Source organism: Leptospira bouyouniensis, from assembly GCF_004769525.1.
Lineage (GTDB): Bacteria > Spirochaetota > Leptospiria > Leptospirales > Leptospiraceae > Leptospira_A > Leptospira_A bouyouniensis.
Genome location: NZ_RQFT01000008.1, coordinates 36,791 through 51,003, shown reverse-complemented (window position 1 = coordinate 51,003; position 14,213 = coordinate 36,791). Strand labels below are relative to the sequence as shown.

At 39.8% G+C, this 14,213-nt stretch carries 13 protein-coding genes; 11 read left to right on the top strand and 2 right to left on the bottom strand.

The features are described from left to right. Positions 1-3 precede the first annotated feature (3 nt). Positions 4-990, bottom strand: a complete 987-nt coding sequence (locus EHQ43_RS08485) for a hypothetical protein (protein ID WP_135770774.1) — start codon at positions 988-990, stop codon at positions 4-6. A 60-nt stretch (positions 991-1,050) separates the two neighbouring features. Here EHQ43_RS08485 and EHQ43_RS08480 point away from each other — a divergent pair, with 60 nt between their 5' ends. The 11 genes from EHQ43_RS08480 (at position 1,051) to EHQ43_RS08430 (ending at position 13,026) form a co-directional block, all read left to right on the top strand. After that, positions 1,051-2,403, top strand: a complete 1,353-nt coding sequence (locus EHQ43_RS08480; protein WP_208730991.1) for an ABC transporter permease — start codon at positions 1,051-1,053, stop codon at positions 2,401-2,403. Continuing rightward, complete coding sequence (locus EHQ43_RS08475) at positions 2,396-3,094, top strand: ABC transporter ATP-binding protein (protein ID WP_135740709.1); 699 nt, start codon at positions 2,396-2,398, stop codon at positions 3,092-3,094. Before EHQ43_RS08480 ends, EHQ43_RS08475 begins: the two co-directional genes overlap by 8 nt. Further along, the gene (locus EHQ43_RS08470; RefSeq protein WP_135753083.1) at positions 3,091-3,879 is read left to right on the top strand and encodes an ATP--guanido phosphotransferase; all 789 of its coding nucleotides are present in this window, start codon (positions 3,091-3,093) and stop codon (positions 3,877-3,879) included. The genes EHQ43_RS08475 and EHQ43_RS08470 overlap by 4 nt, the downstream gene beginning before the upstream one ends. Positions 3,880-3,939: 60 nt before the next feature. Beyond that, on the top strand, positions 3,940-6,489 hold the full coding sequence (locus EHQ43_RS08465; protein ID WP_135740711.1) for an ATP-dependent Clp protease ATP-binding subunit: 2,550 nt from the start codon (positions 3,940-3,942) through the stop codon (positions 6,487-6,489). A 25-nt stretch (positions 6,490-6,514) separates the two neighbouring features. Next, on the top strand, positions 6,515-6,949 hold the full coding sequence (locus tag EHQ43_RS08460) for a hypothetical protein (protein ID WP_135740712.1): 435 nt from the start codon (positions 6,515-6,517) through the stop codon (positions 6,947-6,949). Continuing rightward, on the top strand, positions 6,946-7,725 hold the full coding sequence (locus EHQ43_RS08455) for a tetratricopeptide repeat protein (RefSeq protein ID WP_135770772.1): 780 nt from the start codon (positions 6,946-6,948) through the stop codon (positions 7,723-7,725). The genes EHQ43_RS08460 and EHQ43_RS08455 overlap by 4 nt, the downstream gene beginning before the upstream one ends. After that, positions 7,722-9,011 (top strand): tRNA (N(6)-L-threonylcarbamoyladenosine(37)-C(2))-methylthiotransferase MtaB, encoded by a 1,290-nt coding sequence (mtaB, locus tag EHQ43_RS08450; protein ID WP_135770771.1) that lies wholly within the window; start codon positions 7,722-7,724, stop codon positions 9,009-9,011. The genes EHQ43_RS08455 and mtaB overlap by 4 nt, the downstream gene beginning before the upstream one ends. A 53-nt stretch (positions 9,012-9,064) precedes the next feature. Beyond that, positions 9,065-9,835 carry an efflux RND transporter periplasmic adaptor subunit gene (locus EHQ43_RS08445; protein ID WP_135740715.1) on the top strand — a complete coding sequence of 257 codons (771 nt, stop codon included), beginning with the start codon at positions 9,065-9,067 and terminating at the stop codon, positions 9,833-9,835. After that, complete coding sequence (locus EHQ43_RS08440; protein WP_135740716.1) at positions 9,836-11,089, top strand: ABC transporter permease; 1,254 nt, start codon at positions 9,836-9,838, stop codon at positions 11,087-11,089. It begins immediately after the preceding gene. Beyond that, positions 11,086-11,757, top strand: a complete 672-nt coding sequence (locus EHQ43_RS08435) for an ABC transporter ATP-binding protein (protein ID WP_135740717.1) — start codon at positions 11,086-11,088, stop codon at positions 11,755-11,757. Before EHQ43_RS08440 ends, EHQ43_RS08435 begins: the two co-directional genes overlap by 4 nt. 96 nt (positions 11,758-11,853) lie before the next feature. Beyond that, entirely contained in the window at positions 11,854-13,026 is a 1,173-nt protein-coding gene (locus EHQ43_RS08430; protein ID WP_135770769.1) for a trans-sulfuration enzyme family protein, read from the top strand. Here the strand turns inward: EHQ43_RS08430 and EHQ43_RS08425 are convergent. Continuing rightward, positions 12,986-14,206: a multiheme c-type cytochrome gene (locus tag EHQ43_RS08425; protein ID WP_135770767.1), complete on the bottom strand. Its 1,221-nt coding sequence runs from the start codon at positions 14,204-14,206 to the stop codon at positions 12,986-12,988. The genes EHQ43_RS08430 and EHQ43_RS08425 overlap by 41 nt on opposite strands. Positions 14,207-14,213 lie beyond the last annotated feature (7 nt).

The window sequence follows — 14,213 nt, the reverse complement described above, 5'->3', positions numbered from 1 at the left end:
TGGTTAGAGAATCACAAAGATTGTCATCATTCCAATGGCAAGAACCACAAGCATAATGATATAAGGCATCAAATGGAAACTTTCATCGGCAGCTAAATTAGGATTTTGTTTGGATTTCGAAATTTTTGCTGTTGGTGAAGCAACTGAGTTCATGATATTAGCAGCACCTTGGCTACTATCGGTCGTTTTGATTTTCACCGAATTTTCTTCTTCGATGATTTTTCCGTAGATTTGTTCATTGATTTTGATTACCACTTCCGAAAAATTTTTGTTATTCGAAATGTTCACTATCTTTGCAGGGATTTGTTTGATGGCACCAGAATCCTCTTTGAGTTCCAATGTATTGATAATGGAATCAGTGATCGAATCCCCAGGCACCAAACGAACATATACATTATCGCCTGCTTTTAGTTCTACGAGTGGTACACCATTCACTGGTGAAAGTTGGAATTTAAACTGAACAATTTGTTTGTCAGCAGGGATGAGAAATCCCGAAGCTTGTGGGACTGGGGTTACAGGTGGAGCTTCCTTCTTCGCAATCTCCTCCTCATCCACTGTGGTTTTGGTCATCTCATTTGGATCAATCAGTTCAAAGTGGATTTCTACTTTTGGTTCGGAATTCCCGGCAGTTCGTTTGTGGATTTCACTGAAAACAAAGTCGAGGCGGTCTGTGAGATTGTGGTCCATGTAGTGGAGGATCTCTTCTAAAAAACTTTCTGAACCAAATTTGGTTTTGAGGAGTTCTTGTAAGGACTTAGTGATGTTCTTTTGTTGTTCACCCTTATAAATGACCCTTTGCATCCGGTTGTAAAAGTCTTGAAAAGTGGACCTTACAGGCAAAAGGGAAAGGGGGCTTGTACAAGAAACTCCCTCAAATTTCACCGATTTGATTTCAACCGGGTCAATGATGGCGGAAACCATGGTGTACACCATATTGGCTTCGTCTCGTAGATTGACTTTGACAGAATAATAGTTTGGTGTTTCAGGCATAAGGTTCTTTTTTGACAGTATCCATCTTTCAAAGAAAGCTGTCAAAAAGATTAGGTCATCATGGGAATCGTCTCTTTAATCACAATTCGTTACATCCGAGGATCCCGCGTTCTGGGATTCCTCTCCATCAAATCCAGACTTTCGTTCATCGTGATGGCAGTGGGGGTGGGCCTACTTGTTGTGGTGCTCTCCATTTTTAATGGATTCCAAAAACAAGTGAAGGAATCTCTTTGGCAAGGTGGTCCACACATTACCATTGAAAATTCCTATGGATCCGGGGCCATTTATGATTTCGAAACCGTAATCGCACACTTAAAATCCGATCCAAAACTTGCCGAATCCTTTGTTTCAGTCGAAGGAAATATCACAAGCCACGGCCTCATCCAAAGTAATAATAATTTTAATCCAATTATGATCCGTGCCGTCCCCATTGATTCGATCGAAAAATTAGTCGAAAATGGACTTCCCAATTTTCCAAGAATTTTGCAATACAACCGGGATGAAATCCCGGCCATCAATACCAAAAAACTCGTGGTGGTGGGAAAAGAAATGAGTGCCATTTACGGGTATGGAATTGGGCGAGAGATCACAATGGCGGTGCCAGGGGGAAGGTTCACTGTGGAACGAGGGGTACAGGTAAACGTTCAATCCTTTCGTTTGGTTGGTCTTTTCAAAACCGGTTATTACAATTACGATTCTAAGTTTGTGTTTTTATCACTCCCACAAGCCCAAGAGTTTTTTAAAATGAAAGGAGCCGTAAACCAAATTGCAATTAAGGTTCGCTCACTCGATGATTTAAAACTCACCAAACATAGAATCTTATCTAGGTTAAACGAAGAGAATTGGAACCAAAAAATTCAAGATGATACATCTTGGTCGGTACGCACCATTGCAGAGGAACAAGAAAACTTCCTTGCGGCACTGCGTTTGGAAAAAACCATTATCTCCATCATTGTCTTTTTGTTCATTGTCCTTGCCGCCCTTGGAATGGTCGCAACTGTGCACTCTCTCATCCGTGCAAAACGTAGGTCGATAGGAACCTTAAAAGCACTAGGACTTGCATCGAATGATATCTTACTTATCTTCACACTCAATGCGATGATTGTGGGAATTTTGTCTTCTCTTGTGGGAGGGATGACGGGAATCTTTATCGCCACAAAATTGGAAGTCATCATCAATGCCATTTCAGAAATCATCAACGGAGTGGGAAGCATCCTAAATCCGGGTGATTGGGACCCTGTCGAACTCGTCCCCAAAGACATTTATTACTTTGATCATATCCCAGTGGATATTGATATATCCTTTATCTTTATGGTGACAACTGCTGCTACCATTCTCTCTGGCCTTGCTGGGTATTTCCCTGCTCGGATGGCCGCCAATCTAAACCCAGTGGATACGATTCGCAATGACTAATTCTGAACTCAAACCAACAGTCTCCGTACGAAAACTTGAAAAGTATTACCAAGTTGTCGACAAACGGTATCATATCATTTCTGGCCTCGACTTTGAAGTGTTACCTGGTGAAATTGTTTCTGTGGAAGGGGCTTCAGGTGTTGGAAAATCAACTCTCCTCAATATCCTAGGAGCTATGGACTCGTTTGACGATGGTGAGGTGGAGGTATGTGGTGTTTCACTCAAGAACCTAAACGAAAAACAAAGAGAGAATTTTCGTGCCGAAAAAATTTCTTTTATCTTCCAACAACATCTGCTCCTTCCTGATTTTACAGCTTTGGAAAATGTGATGATGCCACTTCTCATTGCAAGGATGAATCCAACCCAAGCAAAAACACAAGCTATTGACATTCTAAAAAAAGTAGGGCTTGGGGAACGAACGGAAAGTTTTCCGTCCCAATTATCAGGTGGTGAGAGCGCCCGTGTGGGAGTGGCACGTGCCCTTGTAGGAAGAAGGCAACTTATCCTCGCAGATGAACCAACGGGAAACCTTGACCGAGACAATTCACGGCATCTCATGGATCTGATCAAAGAACTTCAAAATGAATTTAAGTTTTCTCTCATACTTGTGACACATGATTTGGAGCTTGCATCGATGGCACATAAAAGAAATCGGATTGTGTCTGGTAAGTTAACGCCCGTAAGTTTGTGATGTTTTGCCGATTCTGTGGGACAACAGATTCACAGTTTCGGATCTCGGGAAAATTTGGGTGTGAACACTGTGCCTTACAATTTTCGTATCCAATAAAAAAAAATCAATCTCTCATTCCAAAATCTCTAATTGACGAGATCGAAAGAATTTTCACGAAATCGGATTCCAAAATTCGAATCCTTTCGGTTCGCACACGATTAACACGTAACCTAAGGCATAACCTCTTTCCTTTTTATGATGTTAAGGAGGAAGAAGTAAAACGGCTGTTAGATGAAAATCGGTTTCTCGAACTTTTAAATCTAGGTACGAATCCTATTTTGGAAAAAATAAATCCAATGGTTCGTTTGTATCTGGGAGGAGAAGACCATTTGCGTCTTGAAATCATTTGGACAGCTGAAACGGAAAACACTTTGCAAACGTTCCCCATACAACAAGTGTCAAAAGAAAGACACAAAAATATCAAATCGCTCCTACGGTTTTTTTTCCAAAAACAACATTGGGCGTTTGCAAATGGATTTGGTTATATTGCGTCTTGTCCAACGAATTTAGGACGGGGGAGGCGAGATTCCCTTTTGCTTGGGATAGAACCAGGGGTGGATCCTAGTTTCTTTTCACTTTTTGATAAACTTTCTGAATTTGGTATAGAATTTGCTCCTTCCACCGATCATAGAAGAGAGTCCCTGGGAAACTTCCGAGGGCTTGTCGTAAAAATCTCGTGGAAGAACGCATTCGCGGTCCAAAAACGTAAGTTTTACAAAATTCTTGGTTTACGAGGCTCCCTTTGACCCAGTACGGTCAAGATGGGAACAAGGACGTTCGTCTAATTACTAAAGGCAGGGTGCGGCATGTTGGAATTCACAAAAAGAGCAAAAAGAGTCATCAACGAAATCGCCCAAGATGAGGCTAAACGTTTGGGTTCCGATTTTATCGGTCCTGAACACATTCTACTTGGGCTTCTCCGGGAGGAGGACTCTGTCGCGATTAAGATTTTAACAAATCTAAATATCAATTTAAACGAACTCCGTAAGGAAGTAGAGAAACGTACCCGAGAGGGTTCAGGGGCTTTGTTACTCGATGTCAGCCAAGGGCAAGACAAGTACCAAAAAATGATCGAAGTTTCCAAAGAAGAGGCAAAACGCCTCAAACATAACTATGTGGGAACCGAACACATCTTACTCGCATTACTGCGTGATAATAATAATATCGCTGGAGGATCTTTATCTTCCTTTAGTGTGAATTATAATGTCATCAAATCGGAAATTTTACGCCTTCTCGGTGCTCCACCTTCAGGGGCAGTTGGAGGGAATACGGGAACACAGTCTGCAGGACAGAGCCAAACACAAACGGCAACACCGAGACAAGAAAAAAGTAAAACTCCAATCCTCGATGAGTTTGCACGTGACCTCACTCAACTGGCACGTGAGAAAAAATTGGATCCTGTCATTGGCCGTTCCAAAGAAATCGAACGTGTGATCCAAATTTTATCTCGTAAAACAAAAAATAACCCTGTTCTCGTTGGAGAATCAGGTGTAGGAAAAACGGCAATTGTGGAAGGCCTTGCGCAAGCTGTGGTCGAAAAATTAGTGCCTGATCTCCTTTTCGATAAACGAGTGTTATCGTTAGATTTAGCAAGCCTGATTGCAGGAACCAAATACCGTGGTGAGTTTGAAGAACGATTGAAAAAAATCATGAAAGAAATTGTCACTTCCCAAAACATCATCATTTTCATTGATGAGTTGCACACTCTCATTGGAGCAGGGGCTGCAGAAGGGGCCGTAGATGCCGCAAACATCTTAAAACCCGCACTTGCACGTGGGGAACTACAATGTATTGGTGCGACAACCAATAACGAATACCGTAAGTACATCGAAAAAGATTCTGCATTGGAACGTAGGTTCCAAATGGTGAAGGTTCTTGAACCTTCTGTTGACGATGCCGTTCTCATCTTAGATGGTTTGAAAAAAGCATATGAAGCTCACCATAAGGTGCGTTATTCGGAAAAAGCGATTGAACAAGCTGTGAAGTTATCTCACCGTTATATCAACGATAGGTTTTTACCAGACAAGGCGATCGACATCATCGATGAAGCAGGTGCAAAAGCTCGTCTTGCCAATTGCCAAAGACCTAATGAAATCAAAGAGATTGAAGAAGAGATTAAAGCACTTTCAGTCAAAAAAGAAGATTTGGTTCGTAGCCAAGAATACGAAAAAGCTGCAGCCGTTCGCGATGAAGTGAATCGTAAAAAAGGTGAATTGGAAGAAAAAACCAAACAATGGCAAGAACGTATGGAAGGTTATGCGGTTTCCATTGAAGAAGAAGATATTTTATCCGTTGTGAGCCTTTGGACTGGAATTCCTTTGAAAAAAATGGAACAATCCGAAAACACAAAACTTCTCAATCTGGAAGAAGATATCAAATCTCGTATCGTTGGTCAAACCGATGCCATTGAAAAAGTAGCACGTGCTGTCAGACGTTCTCGTACTGGTCTCAAGAGTGAAAAACGCCCTACGGGATCGTTTATCTTCCTTGGACCTACTGGTGTTGGTAAAACAGAACTCGCAAAAGCACTCGCCGAGCAGCTGTTTGGCTCCGAAGACAATATGTTACGTATAGATATGTCAGAATATATGGAACCACATGCAGTATCCAGACTGATCGGAGCGCCTCCGGGTTATGTTGGGTATGATGATGGTGGTCAACTCACTGAATTTGTGAGAAGAAAACCATATAGTTTGGTATTACTTGATGAGATTGAAAAGGCGCACCACGATTTGTTTAATATCCTACTCCAGATTATGGAAGAAGGAAATTTAACAGATACCAAGGGACGTAAGGTAAACTTCAGAGATACCATTATCATCATGACATCAAACATTGCTGCTAAGGAAATTTCCAAAGGTGGAAGATTGGGTTTTGAAGATTTTGCTGAAGAAAGAGAAACTTACAAGGCAGAACAAGCGAGAGAACAACTTAAAAAACACTTCAACCCTGAGTTTTTAAACCGCGTGGATGAAGTGGTTTACTTTGCTCCGCTCAAAAAAGAAGAAATCGTTAGCATTGTGGATATTATGTTAAAAGATTTTAACAAACGTTTGACGGAGAAAAAAGTTCTCGTGGAACTCACTTTAGGTGCAAAAGAACATTTTGCAACCATAGGATACGACCAAAACTACGGAGCTCGTCCACTCAGACGTGTATTCCAAAGAGAATTGGAAGATTATATGGCAATTCAGTCGCTCAAAGGTGTGTATGACAACCCTACTAAAATTTTGGTAGATTTGGTCGATGGAAAGCTAGTATACTCCGAAAATCCTTGGTCTGACTTCAAAGAAGTTCCTAAAAAAGATGATGGATCTTCGCCAAACACTGAGGAAAAAGACTTAGCTCTCGTTTAGAGAGCATTTGGGAAGGCGAAAGGTAATGGCAATTCTCATTCCACTCGTCTTCCTATTTTCCTACTTTTTCATTCGTAAAATTTGGTTCCAACTTCGGAAGATCCGAACCGTAGGAACCATTGAACGCATCGAACTCGGTTATATCCGACCCAATCTAATCCTTCCTGAAGTCAAAGTTCATTATAAATATTATTTCCAGTCCGGTTTGTATTTTGGGTCTGGGTATCTAGGTTTATCAGATTTTTTGCCAACAGAAGAATTCCACCTGCATTTAGGCCCAGGAGAAAATCCAATTCTCTATGTGGGGGATATGGAAATCATTACCGAGGAACATATCGAACATTACTTGCTTTCCAAAGGGGGAAGCGTTTTCCTATACCTGGACCCTATTGAACCTTACCATTCCAGGATCGATACGGTCAATTTGAACTCCATTACGGTTCCCTCGGATCTATTATGAAACATTTACTTCACATCATGGCTGTTATTTGCCTACTCGTATCCTCAGTTTTCGCACAAGATAAGGAACAGGTTGGTTCTGCATATTTCCAAGCAGTTGATGAATACAAAACAAAAAATTATACAAAGTCAATCGAACTTGTGAAAAGCCTACTTGTTGATGGAAAATCATCTTACGAATTTTATGCCTTACTTGCTTATAATTACGATAAGTTAAACGATTTTGATAATGCTTACAAAAACATGTTGGAAGCAAGAAAACGTAAACTCGATGATGAGGACCTCTTACAAGGGAGCCTTGCAATTCTAACACGTCATAAAAAGTGGAAACCTGCGATCGAACTTGCGGAAAAAACAATTCCTATGTATCCTCAGAATCCAGAGATACGGTATTTTTATGCATTGGCTCTATCTGAAAAAGGAGCTTCTAAAACAGCACTTTCCCAAATTGAAAAAGCAAAAGCGGGGAGTCCTAGTGATGCGCGTATGCTTGAGTTAGAAGGTAAAATTTATTACCAATTAAAAAATTACGACAAAGCTGATATGAGTTTACGTTGGGCAGCAAGCATCAACCAAAACTCAAGTGAAATTTGGAATAACCTAGCACTTGTTCAAGAATCACTATACAAATCCAATAAAAAATTGGGTAAAAAAAGTCAGGCGAATACTTATTTGGAAGAAGCGAAATCCTGTATAGAAAAAGCATCTTCTTTAAATGGGGAAAGTAATACGATCAAAGAAAATTCAAAAAGGATTTTGGCACTCACAGCCCTGTGAAAATAAAGTTTCATACACTCGGTTGCCGATTGAATTTTTTTGAGACAGACGGTATGTACTCTGTACTCAAAGACAAGGGGTTCACTCTTGCATCTTCAGAAGAAAATGCACAGTATATCGTTGTAAACACATGTACTGTGACAAACAAAGCGGACGTCAAAAACAGAAACATCATCCGTAATGCCATCAGGTCAAACCCAGGTGCGAAAGTATTTGTTACAGGTTGTTATGCGGAGACCGATAAAGAAGTATTACAAAATATCCCAGGTGTGTATGGAGTGTTTGGGAATACAGAAAAGAGTTCCTTACCTTACCAAATCTTAGCGGATTGGGAAGGAAAATCCTATTCAGAACCACAGAAATTAGATCGGTTTTCTTATTCGGATGTTTTGCCAGAAGGTCACACGAGGGCTTATTTAAAAATCCAAGACGGTTGCAATCGAAAATGTTCTTATTGTAAAATCCCTGCAGCTAGGGGGCTTGGAGTTAGCCGAAACTACGGAGATATTTTAGACCAAGTCAAATACTTACAAGATAATGGTGTTGGAGAAATCCAGTTAACGGGCGTTAATTTGGGTTGGTATCGTTTGGAAAATGGTGAAAAGGGTTTTTTAAATTTACTCGAAGATATCCTTAAAGTTTTGGAATACTCACGCATTCGTTTGTCTTCCATTGAACCTCCAGATGTTGGATCAGGATTACTTGATCTCATGTCACATCCAAGGTTTTGTAAATTTTTACATGTCCCAATCCAAAGTGGTAGCCGTAAGATTTTAAAAGAAATGAGACGAACTTACCACCCCGACGCTTTTCGTACCAGGATAGAACTTGCCAAATCAAAACTTCCCAATTTGTTTTTGGGTACGGATGTGATTGTAGGGTTCCCGTCTGAAACAGAAGTGGAGTTTAGTGAAACGAAACAATTGTTAATTGAACTTGGGTTTGCAAAATTGCATGTATTCCCTTATTCTGTGCGAAAGGGAACAACAGCTGAACTTTTAGGGGATCCAATCCCAGGCGATGAAAAAAAACGCCGCGTTTTGGATCTTATGGCACTAAGTTCCATATTACACCAATCTTATGCAAAAACAGCAATTGGGAAAACATTTGAAGCCATTTTGGAAAATGATGGAAGGCTTGTGACTGATAATTATTTAAAAGGACACCTCCCACAATCGTTCCCCATTGATACCTTACAAAATGGTCAGTTTGTCGATGTTAGGTGTGAAGAATATTTTCCCGCCAAAGACAAAGAAGGTGAATTTCTCTTCACGTTTGCCAGATAATCCATAAGAAAAAGTATTTCCAAATCCAACCAAATCTTCATGATAAGGTCATCATGAATCGAAATCAATTGTACGGATCAATCGCATCGATTGTAATCATTCTAATTTTAATTTTATTGTTTTTATTTCGAGGTTCGAAATCTGATCGTCTGACCATCCATAAAGGTTCACTTGTTGAAGCAGTATATGCTTTGGGTACAGTGAAACCAGTGGATAGTTTTGTTTTGAAGTTTGGAATTGCAGCCTCTGTCCGAGAAATCTTTGTTGAAGAAGGCCAATCTGTCAAAAAGGGGGAATCTCTCCTGATCAATGACTCAGGGATTACCTTTCGATCTCCTTTTGCTGGTACGATTACAAAACTAAGCATTGCAAAAAATGAAACTGCAATGCCAGGGTTACCCGTACTCGAAATTCAAAACCTAAAAGAAGTTTATATATCCGTATCCCTTGACCAAGAGTCTGCCTTGCGTGTAAAACCAGGCCAACATGCCCAACTAAGTTTTGAATCCATTCGCGGGAATGTTTACAAAGGTGAAGTGGAACGAATTTATCCATCGAACGGACAATTTTTGGTCAGGATCTTTCCTAATGAATTACCACAAGGGATTTTGCCTGATATGACAACCGATGTCGCAATCGAAGTTTCTTCCAAAGACAATGTAATCCTTGTTCCACTTGTTGCAGTAGAAAGGGGAAAACTCACACGTTATCGAAATGGAAAACGAGAAAAAATTGAAATCCGAATCGGTGCCATCAATTCAGAGTTTGGTGAACTGATCCAAGGCGATTTACTCGAAGGTGATGAGGTTCTCGTTAAAAATTAGATGTTATTCCTTGCCATTCGCCAAATTTTATCAAGACCACAACAATCAGTACTCACATTGATTGGGATTATTCTTGGGACAGCCGGATATATTGTTTTTTCTGGGATTATGTTAGGTTTTCAAGCGGTGATCACGGACCAACTGGTAAACTCTGACGGCCAAATTAAAATTTCACCTAAAGATGAGCTGATTACCGAACGTACATTTGATGATGTTTTTTTTCAAGGAAAAGAAGTGCGTTGGCTTTCACCACCTTCCGGCAGAACCGATAACTCTCGTTTAACTAACGTTCTCGGATGGATGGATAAATTATCGAATGACCATAGGGTTGTGTCTTTTGCACCGCAGCTCACAAAAGAAGTGATCTTTGTGAATGGGAAAGCAACTGCACCTGCAAGATTTGTAGGTGTGGATCCGAGTATCCAACCAAAGGTTACCAATCTGAGTGATTATATCGTTGAAGGAAAATTACAAGATCTTTCACGTGGGACATCACTTGCCATTGCCGGAGAAGGTGTTCTCAATAAATTGGGAGCAAAGCTTGATGATACAATTTTTGTTTATATCCCAGGGACTGATCTTATCCCCATCAAAATCGTTGGGATTTTAAGTACGGGTAATCGTCTTGTGGATGAGGTGACAGTTTATTCCTCTTTATCTTCAGTGCAAAGTATCACAAAGTCTAGTGGTGAAATTTCGCAAATCATTGTTAAAATTAAAGACATTCGATTGGCAAAAGATATTGCAGAAGATTGGCGATTTTTTAGCAAAGATAAAGTAGAAAGTTGGGATGAGGTAAACGCAAGTATTTTACAAGTTTTTCGAACACAAGACATTGTTCGGAATTCAACAACCTTTACGATCATACTCGTCGTCGCATTCGGAATCTATAATATTCTCAATATGGTGGTGAACCAGAAAAAAAAGGAAGTCGCTATCCTTCGTTCAATTGGTTTTGATGAAAAGGATACAATCCAATTGTTTATCTTCCAGGGTTTGTTTCTAGGGACTCTCGGTGCCATCATCGGGATCTTGGTGGGTATCCTTGGTTGTTATTATATTGATGGGATTCCCATCGGTGACCCAAAACAAAATTCAAAAGCATTGATGAAAACAATGATGATTTCCTGGGATGTGATGATTTATGTAAAAGGATTTTCTATAGCAGTCCTTAGTGCCTCCATTGCAAGTTATATCCCTGCACGAATGGCAAGTCGGCTTTCACCAGTTGATATCATCCGAGGTGCCACATGAATGTTGGAATTTTGGCAGAAAATATTTTTAAATCATTTGGGGAGCCAGCTCAAGTTGTGTTACAAGATGTTTCACTTTCCATCAAAGAAGGAGATTTTGTGGCTCTCACTGGTAAGTCCGGTTCTGGAAAATCAACTCTATTGTATATCGTGAGTGGGCTTGATTTTCCTTCAAGTGGTGATGTGAAACTCAGTGGGAAATCATTACAACAAATGGACAGTAAAGAACTCCATGCCTTACGAAACCATTCGATTGGATTTGTTTTCCAATTCCATTATCTATTACCTGAGTTAACGGGCTTAGAAAATATCACAATGCCAGCTCGTAAAACAGGGAACCATAAACAAGTAGAAGAGTATGCTTTGCATCTGATGGAAAGTTTTTCTGTTTCCCATTGTAAGGATAAGTTTCCAAGTCAAATGTCTGGAGGGGAAGGGCAAAGGGTAGCCATTGCTCGTGCCCTTGTTCAAAAACCTAAGTTTTTGTTTGCTGATGAACCTACTGGTAATTTAGATACAGCTAACGGTGACAAGGTGATGGAAATCTTTAAAAGGATCAATTCGGAAGATGGAACAACAATCCTTTTTGTAACGCATGACCCTGATTATGCGGCGACTGCCCACCAAAGGATCCATATGATTGATGGAAAAATTGCTGAAATTTCATAAAAATTCTGTTATAGTGGTCTAAATCCGATTCTATAGCAGATTTATTCCAAAAAAAATGATGAATTCGTATGCTCTTCACCAAATTTGGTAACAGACATGTTTGAACATTTTGAAACCGAAGCCATCCGCATCCAAACCAAACGTACCGGGGAAAAAGAACACTCCACCCCGTTATTTTTAACATCCAGTTTTGTTTTTGATGATGCCGAACATGCAAGGGCACTTTTTGCGGAAGAGGTTACGGGAAACCAATACACTCGATTTTCTAATCCCAACACAACAGAACTCATCGAAAAATTATGCGCGCTAGAAAATACAGAAGATGGGATTGCAACTGCTTCCGGAATGTCTGCTGTTTTTACTTCTATCTTTGGGCTTGTGAAATCAGGTGATCATATTGTGTCTGCTAGAGCGATCTTTGGTTCTACTCATCAAATTTTTGCGAACATCTTACCACGGTTTGGCGTGACAACAACTTATGTTGACATTGATAAACCACAGGATTGGGAAGCCGCCATTCAGGAAAATACAAAAATAGTTTATATTGAAACACCTTCGAATCCAGGTCTTGATATTGTAGATTTGGAATGGGTGTCTGCTTTATGCAAAAAAAAGAATGCGATCCTCATCGTTGATAATTGTTTTTGTTCTCCATATATCCAACGTCCAGCAGACTTTGGTGCAGACATTGTAATCCACTCTGCAACCAAATATTTAGATGGCCAAGGGAGAGTGATTGCTGGTATAATTTTAGGGAAAAAAGAATTCATTCAACCCATTCGTTATATGGCAAGGAATACAGGTCCTGCCCTTTCACCTATGAATGCTTGGATCATCTCGAAAAGTTTAGAAACTTTAGCAGTCCGTATGGACCGTCATGCTGAGAATGCCTTTAAATTAGCAACCTTCCTAGAAGAATCAGCAGATGTAGAGTTGGTTAGGTATCCTTTTTTACCGAATGATCCTGGTTATACGATAGCAAAAAAACAAATGCGATCTGGTGGTGGAATAGTTTCGTTTGTGATCAAAGGGGGAGTGGAACGAGCAAAGAAATTTTTAGATGCTCTTAAATGGTTTTCTTTGACTGCGAACTTAGGAGATACAAGAACCACTGTAACTCACCCTACAACGACCACACATTCTAAACTCACTGAACCAGAACGATTAGCGGTTGGCATTTTACCGGGTCTGATTCGCATTTCAGTAGGTTTGGAACATATCGACGACATTATTTCGGAAGTGAAACAGGCACTGGCAAACTCGAAGTAAACAATATATAACGGCTTTCTCTTTTTTCTGAAAGAGAAAGTTGTAGTAACTTTTTTGTCGTTTCAGATATAGAATTACTTTTTTCTCTCAGACTTTCTTCAAAACTGCGGATGTAGTGTTCGTCCGGATCTACTTCAATCACCCAATCTATTGTTTTGATTTCTTTCTCTTTGTCGGCAATACGAACTGATACAACATGCGAATTTCCTGGTGTAATCCTTGTATCAAAGTATTCTTCTGTTAGGTTCGTGTTGACAAGCCTACCCACGATTGATTCTTCTATCAATTTACGTTGTCCAATTCGGTTAGTAACAAAAAACCGTAAGTAAACTTTTGGGATGAGATAAGTTGGAAATTTATGTCCAATTGCGATTGATTTGAGTTCCGCATTGATTTGGATTTCGCCATTCAGAGTTCTCGTCAAACTCCATATAGGTTGTAGTCCGCCCCGAACAAACTCTGGATCATGGATGCCTTTCCAAGTATGTTCTCTATTTGGCATATGGCAATTTTGACATTGAATTCCATTTTTGGAATAAGATGATTCTTCCCATTCTTTATAAACTTCCATCAGATTTTTGCCATTTAGTTTTTGCCCAGATTTTGGGCTTTCATGACAAGATTTACAAAATGAAGAGGATTCAAACTCCATCTGCACCTTGTATCCGTTATGTGGCATTCTTATACCTAATGATTCAATTTGATTGTTTGATTGTTTAGTAGAAGGTGGTCCATACCAAATTTGATTCCGGATATGACAACTCGCACACTGGATAGACGGATTTGAAATTCCCTCTGGGAAATGTTTGTTTTTTGATCCTAAGATCTCTTTGTTTTGGTAGGTATCAGAGACTTCTGATTTAGTTTCAGGTAAGGGAGAGTGGCAGTGTAAACAACTGTTCAATTCATCTTTTGATAAAATTGCTTTTTGCCATAAAAGACCATTGCCAATTGACTTAGCATGGAAACTCGTCTTCCAGCCTTTGTACTGATTCATATGGCAGTTGGCACATTGATCCGGATTATAGTTAGATTCACTCTCCGTAATGTAAACATCTGGATTTGTTTGGATAGGAAGAGGATGATTCCAATGTTCTGATAAAAATGAGTTTTCTTTACAACTAACACTCTGAAATACAAAATATATCCAAAATGTTAGCTGTAAAAATTGAGATCTCATTTCATAC

What these genes read in the sequence shown, in the direction of transcription:
- EHQ43_RS08435 (WP_135740717.1), top strand. Translation starts at nt 11,086, where the DNA reads ATGAATGTTGGAATTTTGGCAGAAAATATTTTTAAATCATTTGGGGAG.
- EHQ43_RS08430 (WP_135770769.1), top strand. Translation starts at nt 11,854, where the DNA reads ATGTTTGAACATTTTGAAACCGAAGCCATCCGCATCCAAACCAAACGT.
- EHQ43_RS08460 (WP_135740712.1), top strand. Translation starts at nt 6,515, where the DNA reads ATGGCAATTCTCATTCCACTCGTCTTCCTATTTTCCTACTTTTTCATT.
- EHQ43_RS08440 (WP_135740716.1), top strand. Translation starts at nt 9,836, where the DNA reads ATGTTATTCCTTGCCATTCGCCAAATTTTATCAAGACCACAACAATCA.
- EHQ43_RS08455 (WP_135770772.1), top strand. Translation starts at nt 6,946, where the DNA reads ATGAAACATTTACTTCACATCATGGCTGTTATTTGCCTACTCGTATCC.
- EHQ43_RS08485 (WP_135770774.1), bottom strand. Translation starts at nt 990, where the DNA reads ATGCCTGAAACACCAAACTATTATTCTGTCAAAGTCAATCTACGAGAC.
- EHQ43_RS08425 (WP_135770767.1), bottom strand. Translation starts at nt 14,206, where the DNA reads ATGAGATCTCAATTTTTACAGCTAACATTTTGGATATATTTTGTATTT.
- EHQ43_RS08445 (WP_135740715.1), top strand. Translation starts at nt 9,065, where the DNA reads ATGAATCGAAATCAATTGTACGGATCAATCGCATCGATTGTAATCATT.
- EHQ43_RS08465 (WP_135740711.1), top strand. Translation starts at nt 3,940, where the DNA reads ATGTTGGAATTCACAAAAAGAGCAAAAAGAGTCATCAACGAAATCGCC.
- EHQ43_RS08475 (WP_135740709.1), top strand. Translation starts at nt 2,396, where the DNA reads ATGACTAATTCTGAACTCAAACCAACAGTCTCCGTACGAAAACTTGAA.
- EHQ43_RS08480 (WP_208730991.1), top strand. Translation starts at nt 1,051, where the DNA reads ATGGGAATCGTCTCTTTAATCACAATTCGTTACATCCGAGGATCCCGC.